This window comes from Planctobacterium sp. AWM4_229 (assembly GCF_056160305.1).
This window is the reverse complement of the sequence record NZ_JBSWWX010000003.1, coordinates 521913-545681: the sequence shown is the minus strand read 5'-3', so window position 1 is coordinate 545681 and position 23769 is coordinate 521913. Positions and strand designations below refer to the sequence as shown.

The following is a 23769-nucleotide window of genomic DNA, read 5'->3' as shown; positions in this document are numbered from 1 at the left end:
CGAGCCGCTTGTTTACCCTCACACCCATTATCTCCGTAATTATTCCTATATTTATCAAAGTATTGATTGTGCTGCCCATTCGCTAATGTTAGAATTCGCCGCCCTTTTTTGAGGGTGAGTCCGATTTTAATTAATAAATCGGGCATTCGACGAAAATTTTGGTCGCGAAGTTTTCGTAAATTTATTTGATACATTGGAGTAATTTATGCCAGAAGCAATTTTTAATCTGGATGCAGAAGTCAGAACAGACTTAGGGAAAGGTGCGAGCCGCCGCCTTCGTCACGCTGATAAAGTACCTGCGATCCTTTACGGTGCCGACAAAGAACCAGTAGCCTTAACTTTAGCTCATAACAAAGTTTTCCAGGCGCAAGAGTTTGAAGCTTTCTATTCTCACGTTTTAACACTGAACATCGGTGGCGAAAAAGTTGAAGCTTTGGTTAAAGACATGCAACGTCACCCGTACAAGCCTAAGATCATGCACTTAGACTTCTTACGTGTTGACGCAACTCACGCTTTAACCACTAACGTGCCTCTGCACTTCATCAACGAAGATGCGGCACCTTCAATCAAGACCCATGGCGGTCACGCTGAGCACCATGTAGCTGACATCGAAATCAGCTGTTTGCCAGCTAACCTGCCTGAGTTCATCGAAGTTGACTTGATGGACGTTGAGTTAGGTCAAACTGTTCACCTTTCTGACATCAAATTGCCAGAAGGTGTTTCTTCAGTTGAGCTTGCCAAAGGTGAAGGCCATGACGTTGCTATCGTAACAGTTAAGGCTGCTAAAGGCGGTGCTGCTGAAGACGACGCAGAAGAAGAGACTACAGAGGAATAATCTGCTTGTCAGATATTCGTCTTATCGTGGGCCTGGCCAATCCAGGCCCCGAATATCAAAACACACGCCATAATGCGGGCAGTTGGGTAGTAGAACAACTGGCTCGACAATCAAACATCCCTCTAAAAGCTGATAACAAATTTTTTGGTTTAACCGGGCGCGGTATTATCGCCGGTCAGGACGTTCGTTTGCTCATCCCCACGACCTACATGAATAAAAGTGGTCAATCGGTGGGTGCGGTAATGAACTTTTATAAATACCAACCAGACAATCTGTTAGTAGCTTTTGACGAACTGGATCTCGATCCCGGTATCGTTAAGTTCAAACAAGGCGGCAGTTCCAGCCAAAACGGCATCCGTGATATTGTCAAAGCCTTAGGCAATAACAAAGATTTTCTGCGTCTGCGCGTGGGCATTGGCCATCCGGGCTCAAAAGACAGAGTTACCGGGCATGTGCTGGGTAAAGCGTCTGCTGAAGATCAAAACAAAATCGATGCTGCCATAGATGAAGCAACGCGCTGCATCGATATACTATTTAAACAAGATATTAAAGCCGCGATGAATCGTTTGCATTCATTTAAAGGCTAACTCTGCTGATAAAGGAAAAACAATGGGTTTTAAATGTGGCATCGTTGGCCTGCCAAATGTAGGTAAATCAACACTGTTTAACGCGCTGACTAAAGCGGGTATCGAAGCAGCAAACTTCCCTTTCTGTACCATCGAGCCCAACACGGGTGTGGTACCAGTTCCGGATTTACGTCTGGATAAGCTGGCAGAAATCGTCAAGCCGCAAAAAGTGATTGCCACCACCATGGAATTCGTGGATATCGCAGGCTTGGTGGCTGGTGCCTCCAAAGGTGAAGGTTTAGGCAATAAATTCCTGGCTAACATCCGTGAAACGGACGCTATTGGCCACGTAGTACGCTGTTTTGAAAACGACAACATCGTGCACGTTTCCGGTAAAGTTAGCCCACAAGACGACATTGACGTTATTAATACCGAACTGGCACTGGCTGATTTAGAAACCACCGAAAAAGCCCTTATCCGTGTAGGTAAGCGCGCCAAAGGCGGTGACAAAGACGCTAAGTTCGAAATGACCGTACTGGAAAAGGTAAAACCTCACCTGGACGAAGGCAAAGCATTGCGCTCTTTATCGCTAAGCAAAGAAGAAGCCGCCGCCATCAACTACATGAATTACCTGACGCTGAAGCCCACAATGTACATTGCTAACGTTAATGAAGATGGCTTTGAAAACAATCCATACCTGGATAAAGTGCGTGAAATCGCCGCAGAAGAAAACGCAGTTGTAGTACCCGTGTGTGCTGCTATCGAATCTGAAATCGCCGAACTGGACGATGAAGAAAAAGCCGAGTTTATGGAAGAAATGGGCTTAGACGAGCCAGGCCTGAACCGTGTAATCCGCGGTGGTTACAGCCTGCTGACGCTACAAACTTACTTTACTGCCGGTGTTAAAGAAGTGCGCGCCTGGACTTATCCTGAAGGATCCACTGCCCCGCAAGCCGCAGGTAAAATCCACACTGACTTTGAAAAAGGCTTTATCCGCGCTGAAGTTATCGGTTACGACGACTATGTCGCTTGTAACGGTGAATCCGGAGCCAAAGAAGCAGGCAAATGGCGCCTGGAAGGAAAAGAATACCTGGTTAAAGACGGCGACGTTATCCACTTCAGATTTAACGTGTAGTCTGAATACAGATACTAAAAAGGCGGTTTGATACCGCCTTTTTTTGTTTGTGAGTCAAAGTGCTCTTTGGTTCCTGAACCCGGATTACTGCATCAGACAAACAATATACCTGCTGCAAAATACCCTGCGCCCATGCCCAGACACCCCAAAGAAGCGTGTCTCATCAACTTCAAAATCTTAGCAATTGTATATATATCTTTGCCTTCAAGCAGTGAATCAACTATATGATCCTGCCCCATAAGTGAGATAAATATCGATACACCCAACAGTATGGATGGTATATAAACGTCATTTCCGACCGCCACAACCTTCAATTGCACAAGAACGATAATTCCACCGATAAGCGCTGATGCAAGCCAGGCGTATTGTTTCAGTAGCTCAAAATGCAACTCCGTAGTAAGCGACTCATTCTTTTCCTTATTATTCGCCACTGCAGTAACTTCAGTATTCTCTTCTAATCTTTGTGCTTCCATCTTGATCACACGATCCCGTTACATGATTTATCTATTGAGACACCCATCATAACTTTACTAAAGAAGAGTTTCTATTTGCTATTATTTTTGCGATGTAGCGTTAGAATCAAAAACTCACGAGAAGAAAATTAACAAGGCAGCAGCCACTAGAAATTTTGAGTGTCCTTATATTCTTGCATGTTTAACGTTGTAGCAGTGGTTGACGGATATCAGGACCCTATATAGGTATAAACATTATTCTCCACTTCCTGTGCAGCAAAATAGAAACTATGCTCTCCAATCTTAATAAAGCCTAATCGCTCATAGAATGTGTTAGAGTCATTTTCGATCCAGGTATAAAGCCAAAATCGGGTGCCAATTTGCTCGCTAATAAAACAGAATATCGCACGGCCATATCCAGCCTTTCTGTAACCGGGATGTATATAGAGGCGCTCAATTTCAAAGCCATGCTCTTCAGTTTGATAGTGTGATTCTAAATTGATTACTGCCAGCCCAGCCAAAACCTCACCACTGCATACCACAATGACTTTGTGGCTTGATGAGTTGATAAGTTTCTCAAATAATTGAGGCGTAAATGACGAGAAAACGTATTTTGCGTGCTCTTCTGTTACACCGTCTTTTGCATAGGTTTCCAACCACACTTGCATCGCAAGCGCCGCCAAAACACTGGCATCCTTTGAAGTTGCAAAGCGGATCAAATGACCCTCCTTGGTACTATTTAACTATTGAGACACCCATCATAACTGTACTTCAGTACAGTTTCTATTTTGTTTCATTCGTGCAAAATGGGATTTGAATTGAGTGCTCAGGAGGAGTCGTTATGCCAAAAGCCAGGAAGGCCCAAATTAGTCTAGAAGATACTCCCTACTACCACTGTGTTTCTCGCTGTGTGCGCAGAGCGTTTTTGTGTGGGGAAGACAAGCTTACCGGAGTAAGCTACGAACATCGTCGGCAGTGGGTACAGGACCGCATTCACTTATTATCACAAGTATTTGCCATTGATGTGTGTGCCTATGCCGTGATGAGTAACCACACTCACCTGGTATTGCACATACACAAAGAGTTATCAGATAGCTGGAACACGGAAGAAGTGATTCGCCGCTGGCATCAGTTGCATAAAGGAACCTTACTGAGCCAGCAATATCTAAATCCACAGCAGCGTCAACAGATGATTGAATCTCAGATTTTGACCGTTGAGGAAACAGCGAATATCTGGCGACAACGACTAACGGATATCAGCTGGTTCATGCGTTGCCTCAATGAACACATCGCCAGGGAAGCAAATAAGGAAGATGAGTGTACTGGACGTTTCTGGGAAGGCCGATTCAAATCTCAAGCATTGTTGGATGAAGCCGCATTGGCGGCTTGTATGGCTTATGTAGATTTAAACCCCATCAGAGCCAAGATGGCGAAAACCCCGGAACAGTCTGACCATACCAGTATTCAATATCGCTTTAATGCAGCTAAAGAGGGGAAATCGCCGAAATTTCTGATGCGTTTTGCCGGGAATATCAGAGAAAAGATGCCACATGGTTTACCTTTTCATTTAACTGACTATCTGGAACTGGTGGATTTCACTGGCAGAGCCATCCTGCCAGACAAGCGAGGAACAATTGAGAGTTCAACTCCGGCTATTCTGGAAAGACTCAATCTAAAGATGACACAGTGGCAAGAACTCACTACTCAATTTGAGGGTTGTTTTCATCATGCTGCAGGTGGAGAAACTTATCTGGAGGCCTATCGGCAAAGACACAATCTAAAACGACTCAAGGATAAGAGCGCCTCCATTCGACTATTTGGCTGATTCAAGAACAAGGTAGTTTGAATATAACTAGATTACTGCGTGGTAAGGCAGACACGCGCCTGAAATCCGATCTTTAAAGTTCCCCGTAATCTTAAATCTCTTCTAATACGCTCAAATCCAGATACGAAAGACTCATTTGAAGAACTTCCTGCAATAACTACGACAAGCCATCAATAGAAACAGATTGTATAAAGCAAGAGAGTATTAAGATGGGTGTCTTTTATATATTTCTTTTATATATTTTAATTAGACAAGACAAAGGTGAATGCTGAGTTGATTTATCGCCTTACCTTTTCGTCTCCGAGATGTCTTTTTGAATGCTCCGCTATTAAACGACATCTCGGAGTGAAAAGGAATAGCATGAAAATTAATCACGCTCAAGCCTGTTTCTTTCTATATGAATCTGTATAAATAACCAGTAGTTATAACGCCTGAGAGCTTCCAAGTAGTACCTTTGCTTCTCCTAGCTTTTTAACGTCGTAAATAAATGGCAATTGCTTGCTGGCTATACTACCCGAAGAATGAGGGGGAGCCAGCGAGGATTTGTCCTGTTTGATTTGCCTTGTTATAAGCCATTTTCACCTGTGCTTGCTAGAGGCCGAATGCCTCTTTGATGATTAACTTTGTCTTTACTTACCATTTTAGCGACTTCAGAGTCCGAAAGCTCAATAAATACAAAGTACTTAGTTTTTCTGTGAGCAGAAGAGTGAAAGTGCAGTTCTGTACCTACTGGAATAGAGCCTTTTTTACCAGATTTTGTTTCTACGGCTACTGTTGCGTTTAGTGTACGAACATCTTTGGTGATGAAATAATACTTGCCGAACAAAGAACCAGCACCGAAAAACACTAATGCGAAAAAAAGCAGAGAAATTAATTTTTTCACCCGAAGTTCCTTCTTGGCTTATAACTTTTCAAATAAGCGGCTAAGCCGAGTTGGCTATACTTGCCGAGGCACGAGGGCAGCCAGCGAGGTGTGTCCGTTTTATTTGCTTTGTTATATGCCATGTTTTCTAATGAACTCTTTTGCTTCTTGCAAGGTTTTTGCCCCCATGGTTTTTAACACCAATTCATCAAGTTTACCTGCCATAAACTCTTGCCACGTAACTTTATATGAACCACTCGAATGTGCGAACCGACCATAGGTAGATATGACAGTCTTTTCATTGTGAATCAGCAGCTCATACAGCTCTTCATCAGGATTGTCCAAAGACCACTTTTTGACGATTCCTTCAATCCAAGGCACTTGCATTTAATTGGCCTCACTAGGCATATAACATCTTTATAGACGACAAATGTCCAACAAAAACAGGACAATTGTCGTTTTTTAACGTAGTGGTACTTTAAGCCTAATTTTTATCCCTGTAAATACAAGGTCTTAGAATCAATAGCGGTTACTCGTTTGTAGAAAAGCGACAAATGTCGTCTATCAAAGCAAAAATTGTGCAAGCTCGCTTTGATAAAAAAATATTTTACTTCAACGGATGTTCTGCCAGCCAATGCCTCGCAATCTGCTCACGAGTGCACAGCCAGACATGCTCTTTACTTTTTACGTACTCCACAAAGCGCTGTAGTGCGGCGAATCTGGCGGGTCGGCCGATAATGCGGTTATGCAGGCCGATAGAGAGCATTTTGGGTTGCATTTGCCCTTCGGCGTAGAGCACGTCAAAGGCGTCTTTGAGGTATTGAAAGAATTGCTCACCGCTATTAAAGCCCTGCGGTGTAGCGAAGCGCATATCGTTGGTGTCCAGGGTATAGGGCACCATTAATAGCGGTTTGTCGTAGTGGCAATCGTAATAAGGCAAGTCATCAGCGTAGCTGTCGGCACAATAAAGAATATCATCCCGTTCGGATATCAGTTTTAACGTGTTAGGGCTGGTGCGGCCGGTATACCAGCCAACCGGGGCTTTACCGGTAAGCTGAGCATGTAGCTTGATTGCTTGATCGATTTGTTGCCGCTCTTCTTCGATGGGCATGTCTTGGTAATGTATCCAGCGCAGGCCATGGCTGGCGATTTCCCAATCGGCTTTTAGCATGGCTTCAACCGCATCGGGATTGCGCTGCATTGCCATGGTCACCCCAAAAACAGTGATGGGAATTTGATGTTCCAGAAACAAGCGATGCAAGCGCCAGAAACCAGCACGGCTACCGTATTCGTAGATAGATTCCATGGACAGATGTCGGTCTTGATAGGCCTGGGCGCCAATGATTTCCGAGAGAAAGATTTCCGAATGCTCGTCCCCATGTAGCACGCAGTTTTCACCGCCTTCTTCATAGTTAAGCACGAACTGAACAGCGATTTGCGCCCCGCCCGGCCAATTGGCATCTGGCGGATTAGCACCGTAACCAGCTAAATCGCGGGGATAGTTCTTATCTTTCGAATGTTCTGACATGCAACGCCTCTTATTATTTACTAGGCGTTAAGCCACAACTGCTCAAAATGGACTGGCAAAGGTAATCCCCAACTTCCTGAAAACCTCTTTTGTTCAGGGCTTTACCGTCTTTCAAAATGGTGATCTGAGCTGAGAAATCTGCGTAATGCTGGGTGGTTGCCCAGATATGGAACATCAACATGGCCGGGTCCACATCCGCCATTTTGCCTTGTTTTATCCATTGGCGAATGATGGCGATCCGCGCATCAAACCAAGACACCATACCCGCCTTTATTTCATCGGATAGCTGCTCAGCTCCTTTGATCATTTCCATGGCGAAAATTTTGGAGGCTTCAGGATTAGTACGAGAGATTTCCAGTTTTTCTCGAATGTAACGGGATAACGCTTCCGCCGGGTCGTCCTCTGGCGTGGCGTGATCAAAACTAGAGTTCCACAAGGATAAAATATCGCTTAATACCGCCTCGTAAATTCCTTGCTTGGATTTAAAGTAATACAATACGTTGGCTTTGGGTAAACCCGCCTGCTCTGCCACTTCCTGTACGGTGGCGCCTTGATAACCTTTGTTGGCAAATACCGTTACTGCAGCTTTGATAATTTTGCCATGATTGGCTTGCCGGACACTGCCTTTAACGTTCTTTTTGACGCTTTGTTGCACTAGCACTCGTTTTTCCTCTGATTTCAATTCCAATTACTGAAAACCTTTTCAGCAAACTCATAAAAAAGAGCCATAATAATATGCTTAACACCCCTGAAATGCAGGCAGCAGCATAGTTATTCCTTTTTCACGCATAACTATAATCTTTACTCACTTGCATGACGGGATAAATACCAATATATTGACCAGATGGTCAGGTTTTGCAAATAATTTTTATCCCGGAGGCTCAAGATGATCAGCTTTATGCTGAATAATGAACTGGTCCATATTAGCAAGATTGATAATAATTGCACCGTATTGGAGTGGTTAAGAGAAAATCAATCACTGTGTGGCACCAAAGAAGGATGTGGCTCCGGAGATTGTGGCGCCTGCACTGTGGTATTAGCCGAGCTAAACGACAGTCAAAATGGTCTTGAATATCGCGCCATCAACAGTTGTATTACCTTCTTATCGGCACTAGATGGCAAACAGCTTATTACCGTAGAACATCTGGCTGATGGTAATGCGCTACACCCGGTGCAGCAAGCAATGGTGGACAAACACGGCTCGCAATGCGGTTTTTGTACTCCTGGGTTTGTGATGTCGATGTTTTCCCTATATAAATCTCGAGAAAGTCACAAATCTCGAGAAAGCCAGGAGCAATCTGGTTCGAGCGCAGAGCTTAATCGCCATCAAATCGACAACGCCTTATCTGGTAACCTATGCCGCTGCACTGGTTATCGCCCTATTATTGACGCCGCGCTGGATGCCTGTGAGGCCCCCTCAGCGGATAAATTTAGTGCTAATTCCGCTGCAACGGTTGATAGTTTAAAAGCCCTGCCGCAAAACTCAGGCACCGATGGACTGCACCTGCCCGACAGCAGAGCAGCTCTGGCCGATTTGCTGGCAAAGTATCCGCAAGCCCGATTAGTGGCCGGCAGTACCGATCTGGCACTGGAAGTTACCCAGCAATATAAACAATTGCCGCAACTCATCAGCACTCGCTATGTGCCGGAGCTGAACCGTATTGAAGAGCAAGACCAGCAGCTTGTGATTGGCGCGGCAGTTACCTACAGCAAATTGCAGGATAAACTACTGCACTATTATCCTGAACTCGAAGAATTGTTGGCTCGCTTAGGTTCACTGCCTATACGCAACCAGGGAACATTAGGCGGTAATGTCGCCAACGCCTCCCCCATTGGCGATACACCACCTGTATTACTGGCCTTAAATGCCCAACTGACACTGGACAATGGTGAGCAGCAACGCACCATTCCGGTGTCTGAATTTTTCCTGGATTATAAAAAGACCGCTTTAAATGAAGGTGAATGGCTCAGCGATATCCGTATTCCTTTACCGCAGGAGAACGGCGCAACAGAGGGGTGTTTGCGTGCCTACAAAATATCGAAGCGCTTTGAAGATGATATTTCAGCGGTGTGCGCCGTGTTTAATATCACGCTTGAACAGGGTGTAGTTAAGTCCTTATCCACCGGCTTTGGTGGTGTGGCGGCAGTGCCAGCAGTTTGCAGTGCATTGGAGCAAGCGGTTACAGGCAAAGCCTGGAATATGGATACCATGAAACAAGGCAAAACCATTCTGGCAGATGCCTTTACGCCCATTGATGATGTCAGAGCATCGGCACAATACCGAAAAACCATGTTAGTTAACTTATGGCAGCGCTTCTGGTTGGAATCCAATAACCAAACTCAAGCGGAACTGAGGGTCATGCAACATGCGTAAATTAATCGACAATCCACAATATACCCCGGTTTTCCAAAATAAAACTGTCGGTAGCAATAAACAGCACGAAAGCGCAGAACGCCATGTAACCGGCAAGGCCCGCTATATTGATGACTTGCCCGAGCCTACTGGTTTATTGCATGCTGCAGTAGCCATGAGCATGGTGGCAAAAGGTAAAATACTGAGTAAAGACACCGCAGCCATCCGAGAAAGCGAGGGGGTTTGTGATGTGATCACCACTGATGACATTCCCGGTCATGTGGATATCGCTCCGGTGTTTGATGGCGATCCTATCCTGGCGGATAAACAGGTGTTGTTTCACCGCCAGCCTTGGTGCGCGGTATTAGCCACCTCGGTCAATCAGGCCCGCAAGGCTGCACTCAAAGGCACGCTTGAAGTAGAATCTGAAACGCCTGAACTGGATATCCATAGCGCTCATTTAAAGCAGAACTTTGTGCGTCCTACCCACGCCATGCAGCAAGGTGACTATGAAATTGCAGCTGAAGCTGCCGAACATCTTATCTCGGGTGAAGTCAGTATTGGTGGCCAGGAGCATATGTATCTGGAGGGGCAGATAGCGCTGGCGATACCGGAAGAAGAAGATCGCATTACCGTTTACACCTCCTCGCAACACCCAAGTGAAGTGCAAAAGCTGGTGGCAGAGGTATTGGATATCAAACTGCATAAGGTAACCGTTGATATGCGCCGTATGGGCGGCGGTTTTGGCGGTAAAGAAACCCAAGCCGCCCAATGGGCCTGTATTGCTGCCGTGTTAGCGATGCGCAATCAGCGTCCGGTGAAGCTCAGGGTCCCTCGAATGCAGGACATGATGCTTACCGGGAAACGCCATCCTTTTGACAACAGTTTTACCGTCGCTACCGACGACAATGGCCTTATAAAGGCTACTCAAGCCAGAATTAATGGTCTGTGCGGTCACTCGGCAGACCTTTCAGAAGCCATAGTTGACCGGGCCATGTTTCACTGTGACAACGCCTATTATCTGGCAGATGCCGATATTGTCGGTTATCGCTGTCGCACCGATACCGTATCGCATACTGCGTTTCGTGGATTTGGTGGTCCGCAAGGTATGGTATTAGCCGAAGCCATGATTGAAGCGATTGCTCGTAAAACCGGCGAAGATCCTCTCACCATACGCCAGCGCAATTTATATGGTGGAGAAGGCAGAAACACCACGCAATATGGCATGACCATAGAGCACTTCAACCTGCCAGATCTTATCGAAAAGCTGGTTGAGTCTTCCGATTATTGGCAGCGTCGTGAGGACATCAAACAATTCAATCAAAACAACCCCATTCTTAAAAAAGGCCTGTCGCTAACTCCGGTGAAATTTGGTATTTCATTTACTGCTAAACACTTAAATCAGGCGGGTGCGCTGGTGCACGTATACACGGATGGCAGCGTGCAGGTGAATCACGGTGGTACGGAGATGGGGCAAGGCTTACATACCAAAATACAGCAAATTGCCGCCAATGAATTTGGTCTGAATACCGATTTTATTGAAGTCACCGCTACACGTACTGACAAGGTACCCAATACCTCACCCACGGCCGCCTCCAGTGGTACTGATATCAATGGTAAAGCGGTGCAAAACGCCTGCATTACTATCAAACAGCGCCTGGCGGAGTTTTGGGCAGAGCAACACAGTGGCGCCAGTGAAGAGGTACAATTCAGAGATGGCGTGGTAAGTTTGGGTGAGGCGAAGATCCCCTTCCCTGATCTGGTGCAGCTGGCTTACATGAATAGAGTATCGCTATCCTCTACCGGGTTTTATAAAACTCCGAAAATCCATTACGACCGCAGCACAGGCAAAGGCCGTCCCTTCTTTTATTTTGCCAATGGTGCATCCGTTTCGGAAATCACGGTTGATACCCTGACCGGCGAATACAAAGTAGACCGTGTGGATATTCTGCATGATGTGGGCGCCAGCTTGAATCCGGCTATCGACATTGGCCAGATTGAAGGTGGATTTATCCAGGGTATGGGCTGGCTCACCACCGAAGAGCTGCTGTGGGATGAGCAAGGGCGATTGTTAAGCAACAATGCCGCCACCTATAAAATTCCCGCTATCGGCGATACTCCGGCGATATTCAACGTCGATTTATACCCGCATCCTAATGAAGAAGATAGCATCTATCATTCTAAAGCCGTGGGTGAGCCGCCGTTAATGTTGGCCATGAGTGTCTGGTGTGCCCTGAAAGATGCGGTATCCAGTCTTACCGACTATAAAGTGGATCCAAAATTAGACCCGCCAGCCACGGCAGAAAAAGTGTTAAAAGCCATTCAGCAATTGCCGGAAGAGGCGCTCACTTGTGAGGTATTGGGGCGATGAAAATCACAAACTGGATGCAGGCCATCGGCCATTGTCAGCAAAAACAAAGCCCATTTGTTCTGGCTACCGTGATAGAGCACAAAGGCTCTGTACCCCGTGATAGTGGCGCGAAAATGCTCATCACTTCTGAGCAAACATTCGACACTATTGGCGGTGGCCATTTAGAACACCTGGTTACGCGTACTGCTCGCGAGATGCTTTTAGCAAGCGACACAGCAATTCGAACCGAAAAATACCCTCTAGCGGCGAAACTAGGCCAATGCTGTGGCGGTTTTGCCAAAGTGTTGCTGGAAAGCCACCAATTGAACACCCAAAACCTGGCGATATTTGGTGCCGGACACGTAGCCAATGAACTGGTGCCAATTCTACAACGCTTGCCACTAAATCTGCATTGGATTGACGAACGTGCCGAACTATTCCCCACAGGATTACAGGAAAACGTGCGCACTATTGTCACAGATTGTCCGGTAAGTGAGCTTAAAGCACTACCCGCCAATACGCTGCTACTCATTATGACTCACAATCATCAATTGGACTTTGATTTGGTGAAATGTGCCATAGCCAGAGATGATATTGATTTTGTTGGCGTAATCGGCTCTGAAACCAAAGCGAAACGTTTTCGCTATAAATTGCAACAACGCGATTTAAGTGAAGCACAAATCGCCAAAATGGTCAGCCCGGTAGGTGAAAGAGCCGTGCCGGGAAAAACCCCGATAGAGGTGGCAATATCCATGGCCGCGCAAATCACTCAGCTACTACATCAGCAAAAGGACGATTTACCTGTCAATAAGCAGGTTCAGCAAACAACCATGAGTAAAGAGCCAGTATGACACTAGAAGAACTCAACCAACTGGACGAGCAAGCCTGTATTAAGTGGTTTGAGCAAACCTGCGCCGCTCAAAGCTGGTGTCAAAAAATGACTTCAGCGCGCCCGTTTCAGAGCACATCACAAATTAGCACCTACGCAGAGCTCTTTTGGCAACAATGCCGGAACAAAGACTATCTGCAAGCATTTGAAGCTCACCCTATGATCGGTAACGTGGATTCATTACGGGAAAAGTTTGCCAACACCAAAAATACGGCGGCGGGCGAACAAGCTGGTACACAAGCAGCAGACGAGCAAACTCTGCAAACCTTACATCAGCTGAATCACGAATACCTGAATAAACACGGTTTTATCTTTATTGTGTTTGCCACGGGCAAATCAGCAGCGCAAATGCTGGAAATACTGCAGCACCGCCTGCCTAATAATACAGAAACCGAAATTAAACTGGCTGCGGCAGAGCAGTTGAAAATCACTTTGCTGCGCATCAACAAACAATTGCAAACGGAAGGTGCACTATGACCAGCCTCTCGATGATCAGCCTATCCAGCCATGTATTGGATACAACTTTGGGTAAACCTGCTGCCGATATGGTTTTAATCTTAACCACACCAGACGGTAAGCAGCATCAAGGTAAAACCGATGCCGATGGGCGCTGCCGCGATTGGGGGGTATCTGAATACTCAGCCGGCGTTTATAGCTTGCGCTTTATGTGTAAGGACTATCTGGATAATTATACTCAAGACAGCTTGTACCCTTTTGTAGACATTCATTTTGAAATGACCGAAGACGGTGGGCATTACCATATTCCACTTTTAATTTCTCCCTTCGGCTTTAGCAGCTACCGTGGTAGCTAATTTCACTTAGAGTAACTGGATATTATGACCATAAAACTAATTACCGGCCATATCGTACATTTCCCCAACAGCACAGCAAATCCTCAGCAGGACGCTGTGGAATTCAAGCAAGGTGCACTTGCTGTAGAAGGCGAGAAAATTGTAGCGGTTGATCGCGCTGACAAGCTCAAACAACGCTATCCAGAAGCCAATATAGTGGACTATGGCAATAAACTGATTGTGCCGGGTTTTATCGATACCCATCTTCACTATCCGCAAACAGAAATGATTGCCAGTTTTGGGGAGCAGTTGATCGACTGGCTGAACAAGTACACCTTCCCTACAGAGCGACAATTTGAAGATCCGGCATACAGCCGCAAGATCGCCGACTTCTTTTTACAACAGTTGTGGATGAACGGAACAACAACCGCAGCAGTTTGGGCCACAGTGCATAAAAACTCAGCCGAGCAGCTGTTTAGCGCCGCCCATGAGCGCAATATGCAACTATTAACCGGCAAGGTCTGCATGGACCGCCATTGTCCTGATTATTTGCAGGATACGCCGGAATCAGCACAAAAAGAGTCGGCCGAATTGATAGCGCAATGGCACAATAAAGGTCGTTTGAAATACGCCATTACGCCAAGATTTGCGCCTACCAGTACTGAAAAGCAAATGGCCATGTTAGGCGAGCTGATGAGCAGCTACAACGATGTCTATTTGCAAACCCATTTGAGTGAGAATCAACAAGAAATTGCCTGGGTGAAAGAGCTCTATCCCGACTGTAAAAATTATCTGGATGTTTACGATAAATACCAGATGGTGACAGAGCGCAGCTTGTTTGGCCATTGTATCCATATGGAAGATGACGAATGGCGGGTTATGTCGGAAAAAGGCGGAATTGTGGCCTTTTGCCCTCGCTCCAACCTTTTCCTTGGAAGCGGACTTTATAACCTCGATAAAGCCAATGCCTTTAACATTAAAACCACCCTGGCTACTGATGTGGGTGGTGGCGACAGTTTCAGTATGTTGCGAACTCTAGGTGAAGCTTATAAGGTGTTTCAATTGCAAAACATCACCATGGATCCGTTAGCCGGTTTATACATGATGACGCGCGGCGCTGCTGATGCACTGCAATTGCCTGACATCGGTGATTTTAATCCCGGTACATTCGCTGATTTCACCGTGTTAGAACCGCATTTTAATGCGCTATCATCTTTACGTCTGAAAGATGCCGACAAGGCTGAAGATATTCTGTTTGCCTTGAGTATGTTAGCAGATGAACGCACTACCGCAGCTACCTGGATTGCGGGTAAGCCCGTTTGGGAATATCAACAATAATAATAATTGGGGGGGGAGTTAAATGTATGGGGATTGCTATGTGGGCTGATTGGGTAGCATTATTTATTCGCTGGTTTCACGTTATAGCGGGGATAGCCTGGATTGGCGCTTCGTTTTATTTTATCTGGCTGGATAACAATCTGCGTCAGCCCCCTCAATGGAAAAAAGATAAGGGTATTAAAGGCGACTTGTGGGCGGTTCACGGTGGTGGCTTTTACGAAGTAGCTAAATACGAATACGGTCCGGAGCAAATTCCCAAAACGCTACACTGGTTTAAGTGGGAAGCCTATGCCACCTGGCTAAGCGGTATGTTATTGCTGGCTTGGATATATTACATGGGTGCAGAAGCTTATCTCATTGATCCCGCTGTGATGTCCATGTCTGCTTCACAAGCGGTTTTGATGGGCCTGGGCTTTATCTTTGGTGGGCTGTTTATTTACGAACTCGCCTGTCGCAGCCCACTGGCAAAATCTGCCTCCTTGTTCGCCATTTTTCTGGTGTTTTTCCTGAGTTTATCGTCCTGGCTTGCCACCCAATGGTTTAGTGGTCGCGGCGCCTATATCCATGTGGGTGCATTAATCGGTACCATTATGGCGGGTAATGTGTTTTTTAATATCATCCCCTCCCAGAAAAAACTGGTGCAAGCCGTAAACGATAAACAAGCTATTAACCCAGAATGGGGAGCCGGTGCTAAGCTGCGTTCGGTGCACAACAACTATCTTACCCTGCCCATCATTTTTTTGATGATCTCCAACCACTACCCCATGACCTACCAACACCCTCAAAGCTGGTTAGTGTTAGTAGCGATTGCCATTGTTTCAGCCTGGATAAGGCACTTTTTCAATTTACGACACATCGGTATTTTTCGGCCTTCGGTTTTAGTGACAGGTGCATTGGGAATGTTGTTGATCGCCATCTGGGTGTCGCAACCCCAAACGATACCTCAGGTAAGTGAACCTGTAGAAGTATCCATTCAAGAAAATGAAACTGTCATGACCCTGATGCAACAACATTGTGCCAATTGCCATGCCGAAGCGCCAACAGATGATATCTTCGTGGTGGCACCACTGGGTATTAAGCTGGATAGCTGGCCGCAAATAGTGCAATGGGCCCCGCGCATCCATCAACGCGTGGTGATCACCAAAGATATGCCGTTTTTAAATAAAACGGGGATGACAGAGGAGGAACGTCAAATCATCGCTCAATGGTATGAGCAGGAAGCTAAAAAGAACAAATAGCGGGTAATTGGTGACGCAATGACAGCGATTTGTTAGCCTTTTTGTACAAAACACTTCTAATTATAAAAAAGCCGGAAATCATTATCCTTAAGGTTTCCGGCCATATAACTGAAAAACATGAATAAACTCCTTCTTATCGTTTTTGTTTTAATTGCACTATTTTACACCCTGAGTAGCCCACTTGCCCCCTATCCTTTTAGTCCGCTGATAAAGGTACTACCTATCTTATTATTAATGCTGTGGACCTGGCAAAAGCTAGCGGGTTCTATTCGTTTATTGACCATTGCGGCATTAGTTTTTAGTGGCTGTGGTGATGTGCTGCTGGCCATTCCTTTTGAACAAAGCTTTATGGCCGGTTTAAGCTCCTTTTTGGTGGCTCACCTGTTTTACATTGTTATATTCGCGCGCAATGTGGATGAACAACAACTAAGCAATGCCAGGTATCATCACCTGGCTGCACTTTCAATGCTGGTTTACTCCTGGATAGTGGCACAACTTGTGATGCCAGAAGAAACCGTTTTAAGGTTTGCGGTAATCGCCTACATAGGTGTTATTAGCTTTATGTGTATCGCCGCTATTTTTTCAGCGCGTAATGCCCCCCGGTGGCACCTGGCAGGAGCCTTGATTTTCGCTCTTTCAGATACCCTCATTGCCTGGAACGCGTTTCGAGAGTCCATTCCACTGGCATCCGTCTGGATTATGGCCAGTTATTACCTGGCCCAATTTCTGATCATTAAAGGTATTATCCAGCTCAGGGTAAACGCTCACCGCGAGACGTAACATAAAGCTGATACCACTGCTCTCTGGTGAGAGACACTTCCGTCGCCTTTCCACAAGCCTTTATTCTATCGCCGTTGGTGGTACCAATAATGGGCTGAATGTTGGCAGGATGACGCATCAGCCAGGCAAGTACGACGGCTTCGCGCGGGACGTTGTATTGTTCAGCTAACACCGCTACCAGGTTCGCAGTAGCTATCACATTGTCTGGCTGGCCATCAAGATTGCGTCCGGAGAATAATCCCTGTGCCAGACAGCCCCATGCTTGAATTTGCACATTGTTGCTGCGGCAATACTCAATGATTCCGGGAGAAAAATGATTTTGAGTACCAGATGACATGCCAGCTGTAACACTCTCATTTAACCAGTCCAGGTTTCTCAGGCTCATTTCCAGCTGATTGGCCACCAAGGGTTGCTCAAGACCAGACTGAAGATAAGCAATTTGATGAGCGTGCATATTGGACACGCCAAAGTGCTTAACTTTCCCTTGTTTTGCAAGCTGTGCAAAAACTTCAGCCACCTCATCAAGCTCCATAAGAAGATCGGGTCGGTGTAATAACAAAATATCCAGCTGCTCAATATTCAAGCGGGATAAAATGCCTTCCACTGATTGGCTAATCCAGGACTTTGAAAAATCGTAACGTCCGGGGCCCATATCATCGTCAAACTTGATGCCGCATTTACTCTGAATAATCAATTGCTCACGCAATTCCGGGCGTTGTTTTATGACTTCTCCAAAAACCGATTCTGCTTTGCCTAAGGTATAGATATCAGCGTGATCGATAAAATTAATGCCTGCTTCAAGCGCTGCATCCAATGCACCGTGCATTTCACTAACATGCTCTGCACTGTAGGGTTCAGCGCTCCAGTCACCTCCAAAGCCCATGCAGCCCAATCCGATTGAACTCACTGATGGAAAGGTATTGCTCAAAGGTAGTTTGCTCATTATTAAATTCCTAATGTACTAAGTGTAAAGCAACAAAGGTTACTGACCCAGGCGGTACTCTAATACTGACTTGATTAAGGAAGCAAGCAACCTCATGCTGATTTGTGCCTTGAATACGTATGGAGTACGCTTTGCTATCTGGATTAATAGTGTGCTTACCAGTCCAGGTTAAATGCGTAAACATATTGTGCAACATGAGACGGCGCCATCAGTAAGGTATTGGAGGTTATCGCTTTAACAACATTACCATTACCATACATTTGTCTCATATCGGCGTATTTGGGTAAAAAGAACGACATTGGAATATAAGCAATGGTCAGAACGAAATAGCCTTGCCACAAAGCTTGTGAAAAATAGCGCTCATCAAAGCCCAAACCAAATAAACCTATGAGACCGAATAAAGCCAGCAAGACATCAAAGACATCCTGTATCTTGTAACCGGTCTTGTGTTGTTGCCAGGTAGCATTAGAAACGTCAAACAACCGTCCAATAATCGAAACCACCACAAGTAAAGACGTATACCAAAAGACGATTGTCCAGCTCATTTTTGATTCTTCTTAAGCCATTCGTTTAATAGTTTTATTTGGCCGCACTTATAAGCCGCATAGGTTATTCTAAGAGAGTTACTAAGTATCTCGCTGTCGGTCCAACCGGTCTTTTCACTTAACTCGGCGTAACAATCCACTGCCTCAGGGTTAACGTAACCGCGGATCAGTTTTTTGCCTTCAGCTTTTTGCTTTTCTCTGAATCGCTTTTGTTTGTCTGCGTTAGCTTTCAGACGATTCTTAACATTGCTCATAGTTCTGAAAAGTTAATACTTTTGCACAACTATACCCTTTCCATCGGCGAATTAAAGTTTCATCGAAAAATTGCTTATTTTATCAACGTTCATAAAAACTTAGCGTGATTTTTGTATGGTTTTTGAGGTAAATAAAACAAATCAGACTTGTTTAGCGCACAAGTGTTCGCTAAATTAGCCCGCAAATTCAGATAGAGTGATAATCAGTAATGTCAGAAAGAAAAAATCAGTTCAACAAAGAAGACCTACTTAGCTGTAGTCGTGGTGAGTTATTTGGTCCGGGAAACAGTCAACTACCTGCACCGAATATGTTAATGATGGATCGCATCACAAGCATCACTGAAGACGGCGGAGAGCATGAGAAAGGCTACATTGAAGCTGAACTGGATATCACTCCAGATCTGTGGTTCTTTGATTGTCACTTTCCCGGCGATCCGGTTATGCCTGGTTGTTTAGGCCTTGATGCAATGTGGCAACTGGTTGGCTTTTTCCTCGGCTGGAGTGACGGTCCGGGTAAAGGACGTGCCCTGGGTGTCGGTGAAGTTAAATTTACCGGCCAGATTTTACCAACCGCAAAAAAGGTAACTTATAAAATTACCATGAAGCGCGTTATTAAGCGCAAACTCTTTATGGGTATTGGTGACGGCGTGGTTGAAGTAGACGGACGCCCGATTTATGAAGCAAAAGATTTGAAAGTGGGCCTGTTCCAGGATACCAGTAACTTTTAAGCTCAGCGAAGTTATCCATCTCTCAAAATACAAAAGCCCCTCTACTGGGGCTTTTGTTCTCTCTAGAAAAGGTTTAGGAAAAATTGTGGATTTATTTTACAAGACCTAAGCTTCTATCTTCCATCGCAGCTCTCCAACCACCAAGCCACTGAGAACGTGCCTCAACAGCCTGAAAGGGACAGTTGTCTTTTGCCCGACCAGAAATACCAGCTTGATACCCTTTTGCATGGGCTCGAGATAATTTATCGCGCTTTTGTCTTTTCATTTTCACCTCTTTCTCTTTTGCTGTTGTGAGTTGAATACCCACAACTATGAAATAGAGGATCTTGACCAAGGGTTCAAGGGTTAATTTTCTTTAGTTGCTATTGACAACGGATAAGTTAATGAATTCTCGCTATCTTTTTCTTTACAACATTTTTGCATAATTATTACATTTTTAATTACGCGCAATTAAACAACCCTAAATCTCAAAATAATGGCATAAAAAAAGCCGCGACAGCGGCTTTTAAACAACGATAATTTATTTCCTGAATCGTCTTAGAACAGGCAATAACAACAACATTAACAGTGCAAAACCAGAAGAGCCCCCTTGGCGCTCCTGAGTATCTGTTTGCGGATCAGTAGCGCTACAGTCGTCAATCTCACCACCTGCAATAGGGTTCAGTACCACCGACACAAACTGGTCAGACTCGCTCTCAGTACCATCATCATTAAGGCTGATGTTACCTTGAATGTCAGTATTGGCGCGTCTAATTCGAGCCAGTGCAACAATTTGTCCACTGTCATTAATACTGTGTGCCTGCACCAGCGTATACGGCGTATCACAACTAGTTAAATCGTTCAGGTTTTGGAAGGTATCGTCGTTACTATCGTAAATAAAGGCTTCACGGCGACGATCACTGGACAAGGTTGTTTCAACCTCACCCTCACCTACAACCTGACCGAGGTTGTTGATCCCTCTGGCAACGCTCGCAGAGCCGGGGAAAAAGTCATCAGGAAAAGTGATTTCCGTGGAATTAACGTCGTAAACAAAGAACTTGGTTCGACGGATCCCATTCACGTCCTTAAGCGCATAACCTGTTACCAGGTTGTTGTCATTTATATCCGTGGCAATACTACTAAAGTACTCGTTTCTGTCAGTGAAAGAGATCACTTCATCGCCACTAAAAATGGCGGCATAGGTGGATTCAAAGTCATCGTTATCTTCGTAAAAGTTCGTGGCAAGGCCCACAGCCAGACCATTCTCGTTAATGGCTAATGCCTCACTAACAAAAAGGCGCTCGTCATCTTCTTCTCGCTCAAAGGGCAATCCAAATGTCTTTTTCTCTACGACATTGCCGTCTGTATCCAGTTCCCAGATTACGGCCCTGCGATTGTGCGAACCGTACAAAGAGCTATGCAAAATTTGTAAGCAAACTTCTAAAGGTTGATCGCCACGAACCTCTTCATCTTCACAATTTTCTGCTGCTTCAACGATATTGTCAGTGGGTTCGAATACTTCAATACCCACCACTTGCAAACTATTGTTCACATCGTGAACTTCTGTGTAGCCACCTGCGAGTTCTGAATCTGACTCTAACCCTACATTGACACCATTGAGATCCACAAAACCACGTGCGCCAAACTCCCTGACTAAGAAAGTGAACTCGTCACCGGATTCATTGACATAATCCAGTTTAGTGGGGCGAGCTTGTGAGTTCCCAACGATAACACCATTGTCGTTAATGGCACTTACACGGGTATCTAAGCTTTTGGTGTAACCGGAATAATCAGCGTCAATTTCATCAAACGCAGGGATGTATTCAATTACGCCGTTATCCGAAACATAGCTCAACCATGGCACTAATCTTTGGGTGGTTAGCGAGCCTTGGCCAGAACGGATGAGATTGAGGATTGTGGCATAATCTTCCAGGTTAAAGTTGCCATTTTGCGCCGCCTCAATGTCGGTTAAGGCTTCCTGGAGGTCTTCATTTTCAAAATCAATGAGTGAAAGATCAATGGGAATGTTGTATTCCGGTAAAGGATATATACTGTCGAATGTCACTGCTAATACAACATCACCTGACTCATTCATATCTGCCGGAAATGCGTTCTTGGAAACAGCCTGAGTATTTACCTCAGTAATCTGATACAAAGCCCCATGCGAAGATTGCGAAAAAACTGCCAAGGATACTAATGCGACTTTGGCTAACTTAAAATATTTCATTAATTCGTTGCTTCCTGTTTCATACTCTCAAGCTCATCCCATCGGGCATAGGCTTGTTCCAATTGTTGTTCTGTTTCGGCCAATAAACTGAGGGTATCGGATACCTCTTTCGGCTCTCGATTGTAAAATGCTGGCTCACTAATGAGCTCCTGAAATTCCTGCACTTTATTTTCCAGTGACTCTAGTTTTTCAGGTAACTCATCTAATTCCAATTGCAATTTGTAACTGAGCTTTTTGTTTTTCGTGCTGCTCGAACCGGTTTTTCGACTCTCGGAGCTGGCAGAAGTTTCAACCTTTACAGAAGATTTTCGATTTTTTTCCTGTTCACCATACCAGCGCTTAATCTCTTCATAACCGCCGACAAATTGCTGAATCTTACCCTGCCCTTCAAAAAAGCAGCTAGACGTTACCACATTATCCACAAATTCACGATCATGGCTAACCAGAATCAATGTTCCCTGGTAATTGCTAAGTGTCTCTTCCAGCAATTCCAATGTTTCTACATCAAGATCATTGGTGGGTTCATCCAGAATCAACAAATTACCGGGTTTGGATAGGATCTTGGCCAACAATAAGCGGTTTTTCTCTCCACCAGATAAAGATGAAACGGGCGATTGTACCCGTTCAGGTGAAAACAAAAAGTCTTGTAAATAGCTGATCACATGACGACTACGGCCGTTGAGATCAATCTCTCGCTTGCCATCGGCCACCACGTCAATCACCGCCTTATCAGGATCAAGTTGCTCTCGGTGCTGATCGAAATAAGCGATTTCCAGATTAGTCCCCTGACGAACACTGCCCTTCTCGGGGCTGAGTTGCCCCAAAAGCAGTTTGATTAGAGTGCTCTTGCCACAGCCATTTGGCCCTACCAAAGCGAGTTTGTCACCGCGCATAACCTGTAAATCCAGATTATTCACCATCGGCGCACCATCAATGCTGTAACTCAAGCCTTTGGCTTCAAATACGCGCTTACCAGATTTTTGGCTATCACTTAATTGAATGCTGGCATTGCCCTGCACCTTGCGGCGCTGCGCATGTTCCTCGCGCATAGCTTTCAGCGCTCTAACTCGCCCTTCATTGCGAGTACGTCGTGCTTTAATCCCTTGACGTATCCAGGTTTCTTCCTGACTCAGCCTTTTATCAAAAAGTGCATCTTGCGTTGCCTGCACTTCAAGGTCTTCCGCTTTTTTTATCAGATACTTTGCATAATCACCGGGATACTCTGTTAACACGCCCCGGTCGAGGTCAACAATTTTGTTGGCCACTCTGCGAATAAAGGCCCTGTCGTGGCTAACAAATACCATCGCTCCCTGATAATCCATCAACTGGTTTTCCAGCCAGTTGATCATTTCAATATCTAAATGGTTAGTGGGCTCATCCAATAACAAAATATCTGGTTTGCGCACCAGGGCTTTGGCCAATGCGGCTTTGCGGCGCCAGCCACCTGATAGTGACTCCAGCGATGCATCCGCATCCAATTGCAATAAGGAAATTACCTGCTCTATACGTTGTTCCAGCTGCCAGCCTTGTTTGGCGTCCAGCTGTTTTTGTAGGCCGTCGAGTGTCGCCAGATTTTGTTCTGAAGGATCCTCTGCCACTGCATTGACAACCTCGTGATATTGCTTGAGCAACTCACCAATTTCCTGCAAACCTTCGGCTATGTAGTCAAACACCGATATGTCAGCCAACGCAGGCGGATCTTGAGGTAACACGGCAATGACAGTTTCCGCGTTGACGATACGCTGGCCATCATCCAAGGATTGTTGTCCAGCGATTAACTTAAGCAAGGTGGACTTTCCAGTACCATTGCGCCCCACCAAACACATGCGCTCACCGGGGTTTAAAGTAAGGTTGCCTTTCTCTACTAAGGGTTTATGGCCAAAAGCAATACAGGCATCTTTTAACTGCAATAACATCAGCTTAAAAACTCCTGCAACTGCGCTGGTTCGAATGGCCACCCAAGCTCCTCCCCAGAAGAAGCCTTTTTGAGCACCGGGATCCTGGCTCCGTATTGATGGTAATATTCTCGTTGTTCTTTGACATTAATTTGGGTCAACTGCTGCTTGTTTACACCTTGTTGTTCCAGCATTTGTTTAGCCAAATCACACAAGTGACAGTCTGTGCCTGAAAATAGAATTAAGTCGTTCATAA

26 protein-coding genes are annotated in these 23769 nt (G+C 45.4%); 13 read left to right on the top strand and 13 right to left on the bottom strand.

Annotated elements, in window-relative coordinates:
- Positions 1-205 precede the first annotated feature (205 nt).
- From ACXAGP_RS08965 to ychF, 3 genes are read left to right on the top strand one after another with little or no spacing between them, the layout of a single operon-like run.
- Positions 206-835 carry a 50S ribosomal protein L25/general stress protein Ctc gene (locus ACXAGP_RS08965; protein ID WP_475260855.1) on the top strand — a complete coding sequence of 210 codons (630 nt, stop codon included), beginning with the start codon at positions 206-208 and terminating at the stop codon, positions 833-835.
- Between the two features lie 5 nt (positions 836-840).
- Positions 841-1422, top strand: a complete 582-nt coding sequence (pth, locus tag ACXAGP_RS08960; RefSeq protein ID WP_475260853.1) for an aminoacyl-tRNA hydrolase — start codon at positions 841-843, stop codon at positions 1420-1422.
- A gap of 22 nt (positions 1423-1444) precedes the next feature.
- Complete coding sequence (gene ychF, locus ACXAGP_RS08955; protein ID WP_475260851.1) at positions 1445-2536, top strand: redox-regulated ATPase YchF; 1092 nt, start codon at positions 1445-1447, stop codon at positions 2534-2536.
- 92 nt (positions 2537-2628) lie between these two features.
- Here ychF and ACXAGP_RS08950 read toward each other — a convergent pair whose 3' ends face one another.
- Both ACXAGP_RS08950 and ACXAGP_RS08945 read right to left on the bottom strand, forming a co-directional pair.
- On the bottom strand, positions 2629-3009 hold the full coding sequence (locus ACXAGP_RS08950) for a hypothetical protein (protein WP_475260850.1): 381 nt from the start codon (positions 3007-3009) through the stop codon (positions 2629-2631).
- Positions 3010-3218: 209 nt separating this feature from the next.
- Positions 3219-3707 carry a GNAT family N-acetyltransferase gene (locus ACXAGP_RS08945; protein WP_475260849.1) on the bottom strand — a complete coding sequence of 163 codons (489 nt, stop codon included), beginning with the start codon at positions 3705-3707 and terminating at the stop codon, positions 3219-3221.
- A 122-nt stretch (positions 3708-3829) separates the two neighbouring features.
- On the opposite strand from ACXAGP_RS08945, the gene ACXAGP_RS08940 reads away from it, so the two are divergent.
- Positions 3830-4813, top strand: a complete 984-nt coding sequence (locus tag ACXAGP_RS08940) for a transposase (RefSeq protein ID WP_475260847.1) — start codon at positions 3830-3832, stop codon at positions 4811-4813.
- Positions 4814-5378: 565 nt separating this feature from the next.
- Here the strand turns inward: ACXAGP_RS08940 and ACXAGP_RS08935 are convergent.
- From ACXAGP_RS08935 to ACXAGP_RS08920, 4 genes are all read right to left on the bottom strand, one after another.
- On the bottom strand, positions 5379-5696 hold the full coding sequence (locus ACXAGP_RS08935; RefSeq protein ID WP_475260846.1) for a hypothetical protein: 318 nt from the start codon (positions 5694-5696) through the stop codon (positions 5379-5381).
- 111 nt (positions 5697-5807) lie between these two features.
- The gene (locus tag ACXAGP_RS08930) at positions 5808-6062 is read right to left on the bottom strand and encodes a hypothetical protein (protein ID WP_475260845.1); all 255 of its coding nucleotides are present in this window, start codon (positions 6060-6062) and stop codon (positions 5808-5810) included.
- 220 nt (positions 6063-6282) lie between these two features.
- A complete protein-coding gene (puuE, locus tag ACXAGP_RS08925; protein WP_475260844.1) occupies positions 6283-7203 on the bottom strand; it encodes an allantoinase PuuE in 921 nt (306 codons plus the stop codon).
- Between the two features lie 13 nt (positions 7204-7216).
- Positions 7217-7864, bottom strand: coding sequence for a TetR family transcriptional regulator C-terminal domain-containing protein (locus ACXAGP_RS08920; protein ID WP_475260843.1), 648 nt, complete (start codon positions 7862-7864; stop codon positions 7217-7219).
- A 225-nt stretch (positions 7865-8089) separates the two neighbouring features.
- Here ACXAGP_RS08920 and xdhA point away from each other — a divergent pair, with 225 nt between their 5' ends.
- The 8 genes from xdhA to ACXAGP_RS08880 all read left to right on the top strand — a co-directional run bounded on the left by xdhA (position 8090) and on the right by ACXAGP_RS08880 (position 16942).
- The gene (gene xdhA / locus ACXAGP_RS08915) at positions 8090-9577 is read left to right on the top strand and encodes a xanthine dehydrogenase small subunit (RefSeq protein ID WP_475260842.1); all 1488 of its coding nucleotides are present in this window, start codon (positions 8090-8092) and stop codon (positions 9575-9577) included.
- Positions 9570-11927, top strand: coding sequence for a xanthine dehydrogenase molybdopterin binding subunit (gene xdhB / locus ACXAGP_RS08910; RefSeq protein ID WP_475260841.1), 2358 nt, complete (start codon positions 9570-9572; stop codon positions 11925-11927). The genes xdhA and xdhB overlap by 8 nt, the downstream gene beginning before the upstream one ends.
- A complete protein-coding gene (xdhC, locus tag ACXAGP_RS08905) occupies positions 11924-12757 on the top strand; it encodes a xanthine dehydrogenase accessory protein XdhC (protein WP_475260840.1) in 834 nt (277 codons plus the stop codon). Before xdhB ends, xdhC begins: the two co-directional genes overlap by 4 nt.
- Positions 12754-13272 (top strand): 2-oxo-4-hydroxy-4-carboxy-5-ureidoimidazoline decarboxylase, encoded by a 519-nt coding sequence (gene uraD, locus ACXAGP_RS08900; protein ID WP_475260839.1) that lies wholly within the window; start codon positions 12754-12756, stop codon positions 13270-13272. The genes xdhC and uraD overlap by 4 nt, the downstream gene beginning before the upstream one ends.
- Positions 13273-13283: 11 nt before the next feature.
- Entirely contained in the window at positions 13284-13607 is a 324-nt protein-coding gene (gene uraH, locus ACXAGP_RS08895; RefSeq protein WP_475260960.1) for a hydroxyisourate hydrolase, read from the top strand.
- A gap of 24 nt (positions 13608-13631) precedes the next feature.
- Entirely contained in the window at positions 13632-14924 is a 1293-nt protein-coding gene (gene guaD / locus ACXAGP_RS08890; protein ID WP_475260838.1) for a guanine deaminase, read from the top strand.
- 26 nt (positions 14925-14950) lie between these two features.
- Positions 14951-16162 (top strand): urate hydroxylase PuuD, encoded by a 1212-nt coding sequence (locus ACXAGP_RS08885; protein ID WP_475260837.1) that lies wholly within the window; start codon positions 14951-14953, stop codon positions 16160-16162.
- Between the two features lie 117 nt (positions 16163-16279).
- A complete protein-coding gene (locus ACXAGP_RS08880; RefSeq protein ID WP_475260836.1) occupies positions 16280-16942 on the top strand; it encodes a lysoplasmalogenase in 663 nt (220 codons plus the stop codon).
- Here ACXAGP_RS08880 and ACXAGP_RS08875 read toward each other — a convergent pair.
- From ACXAGP_RS08875 to ACXAGP_RS08865, 3 genes are all read right to left on the bottom strand, one after another.
- A complete protein-coding gene (locus tag ACXAGP_RS08875; protein WP_475260835.1) occupies positions 16914-17885 on the bottom strand; it encodes an aldo/keto reductase in 972 nt (323 codons plus the stop codon). The genes ACXAGP_RS08880 and ACXAGP_RS08875 overlap by 29 nt on opposite strands.
- Before the next feature lie 155 nt (positions 17886-18040).
- Entirely contained in the window at positions 18041-18430 is a 390-nt protein-coding gene (locus tag ACXAGP_RS08870; RefSeq protein WP_475260834.1) for a hypothetical protein, read from the bottom strand.
- The gene (locus ACXAGP_RS08865; protein ID WP_338292436.1) at positions 18427-18684 is read right to left on the bottom strand and encodes a hypothetical protein; all 258 of its coding nucleotides are present in this window, start codon (positions 18682-18684) and stop codon (positions 18427-18429) included. The genes ACXAGP_RS08870 and ACXAGP_RS08865 overlap by 4 nt, the downstream gene beginning before the upstream one ends.
- 209 nt (positions 18685-18893) lie before the next feature.
- On the opposite strand from ACXAGP_RS08865, the gene fabA reads away from it, so the two are divergent.
- Positions 18894-19412: a bifunctional 3-hydroxydecanoyl-ACP dehydratase/trans-2-decenoyl-ACP isomerase gene (gene fabA, locus ACXAGP_RS08860; protein ID WP_475260832.1), complete on the top strand. Its 519-nt coding sequence runs from the start codon at positions 18894-18896 to the stop codon at positions 19410-19412.
- A gap of 91 nt (positions 19413-19503) precedes the next feature.
- On the opposite strand, the gene rmf is transcribed toward fabA, so the two are convergent.
- From rmf to ACXAGP_RS08840, 4 genes are all read right to left on the bottom strand, one after another.
- On the bottom strand, positions 19504-19677 hold the full coding sequence (gene rmf / locus ACXAGP_RS08855; protein ID WP_229527595.1) for a ribosome modulation factor: 174 nt from the start codon (positions 19675-19677) through the stop codon (positions 19504-19506).
- A gap of 255 nt (positions 19678-19932) precedes the next feature.
- Complete coding sequence (locus tag ACXAGP_RS08850) at positions 19933-21618, bottom strand: DUF3466 family protein (RefSeq protein ID WP_475260831.1); 1686 nt, start codon at positions 21616-21618, stop codon at positions 19933-19935.
- Positions 21618-23537, bottom strand: coding sequence for an ATP-binding cassette ATPase Uup (gene uup / locus ACXAGP_RS08845; protein WP_475260958.1), 1920 nt, complete (start codon positions 23535-23537; stop codon positions 21618-21620). The genes ACXAGP_RS08850 and uup overlap by 1 nt, the downstream gene beginning before the upstream one ends.
- Entirely contained in the window at positions 23534-23767 is a 234-nt protein-coding gene (locus ACXAGP_RS08840; RefSeq protein ID WP_475260830.1) for a glutaredoxin family protein, read from the bottom strand. Before ACXAGP_RS08840 ends, uup begins: the two co-directional genes overlap by 4 nt.
- Between the last annotated feature and the right edge of the window lie 2 nt (positions 23768-23769).

What these genes read in the sequence shown, in the direction of transcription:
- ACXAGP_RS08840 (WP_475260830.1), bottom strand. Translation starts at nt 23,767, where the DNA reads ATGAACGACTTAATTCTATTTTCAGGCACAGACTGTCACTTGTGTGAT.
- uraD (WP_475260839.1), top strand. Translation starts at nt 12,754, where the DNA reads ATGACACTAGAAGAACTCAACCAACTGGACGAGCAAGCCTGTATTAAG.
- ACXAGP_RS08950 (WP_475260850.1), bottom strand. Translation starts at nt 3,009, where the DNA reads ATGGAAGCACAAAGATTAGAAGAGAATACTGAAGTTACTGCAGTGGCG.
- ACXAGP_RS08880 (WP_475260836.1), top strand. Translation starts at nt 16,280, where the DNA reads ATGAATAAACTCCTTCTTATCGTTTTTGTTTTAATTGCACTATTTTAC.
- rmf (WP_229527595.1), bottom strand. Translation starts at nt 19,677, where the DNA reads ATGAAAAGACAAAAGCGCGATAAATTATCTCGAGCCCATGCAAAAGGG.
- xdhC (WP_475260840.1), top strand. Translation starts at nt 11,924, where the DNA reads ATGAAAATCACAAACTGGATGCAGGCCATCGGCCATTGTCAGCAAAAA.
- ACXAGP_RS08965 (WP_475260855.1), top strand. Translation starts at nt 206, where the DNA reads ATGCCAGAAGCAATTTTTAATCTGGATGCAGAAGTCAGAACAGACTTA.
- ACXAGP_RS08875 (WP_475260835.1), bottom strand. Translation starts at nt 17,885, where the DNA reads ATGAGCAAACTACCTTTGAGCAATACCTTTCCATCAGTGAGTTCAATC.
- ACXAGP_RS08930 (WP_475260845.1), bottom strand. Translation starts at nt 6,062, where the DNA reads ATGCAAGTGCCTTGGATTGAAGGAATCGTCAAAAAGTGGTCTTTGGAC.
- ACXAGP_RS08870 (WP_475260834.1), bottom strand. Translation starts at nt 18,430, where the DNA reads ATGAGCTGGACAATCGTCTTTTGGTATACGTCTTTACTTGTGGTGGTT.
- ychF (WP_475260851.1), top strand. Translation starts at nt 1,445, where the DNA reads ATGGGTTTTAAATGTGGCATCGTTGGCCTGCCAAATGTAGGTAAATCA.
- guaD (WP_475260838.1), top strand. Translation starts at nt 13,632, where the DNA reads ATGACCATAAAACTAATTACCGGCCATATCGTACATTTCCCCAACAGC.
- ACXAGP_RS08885 (WP_475260837.1), top strand. Translation starts at nt 14,951, where the DNA reads ATGGGGATTGCTATGTGGGCTGATTGGGTAGCATTATTTATTCGCTGG.
- xdhA (WP_475260842.1), top strand. Translation starts at nt 8,090, where the DNA reads ATGATCAGCTTTATGCTGAATAATGAACTGGTCCATATTAGCAAGATT.
- fabA (WP_475260832.1), top strand. Translation starts at nt 18,894, where the DNA reads ATGTCAGAAAGAAAAAATCAGTTCAACAAAGAAGACCTACTTAGCTGT.
- ACXAGP_RS08850 (WP_475260831.1), bottom strand. Translation starts at nt 21,618, where the DNA reads ATGAAATATTTTAAGTTAGCCAAAGTCGCATTAGTATCCTTGGCAGTT.
- ACXAGP_RS08940 (WP_475260847.1), top strand. Translation starts at nt 3,830, where the DNA reads ATGCCAAAAGCCAGGAAGGCCCAAATTAGTCTAGAAGATACTCCCTAC.
- xdhB (WP_475260841.1), top strand. Translation starts at nt 9,570, where the DNA reads ATGCGTAAATTAATCGACAATCCACAATATACCCCGGTTTTCCAAAAT.
- puuE (WP_475260844.1), bottom strand. Translation starts at nt 7,203, where the DNA reads ATGTCAGAACATTCGAAAGATAAGAACTATCCCCGCGATTTAGCTGGT.
- ACXAGP_RS08865 (WP_338292436.1), bottom strand. Translation starts at nt 18,684, where the DNA reads ATGAGCAATGTTAAGAATCGTCTGAAAGCTAACGCAGACAAACAAAAG.
- uraH (WP_475260960.1), top strand. Translation starts at nt 13,284, where the DNA reads ATGATCAGCCTATCCAGCCATGTATTGGATACAACTTTGGGTAAACCT.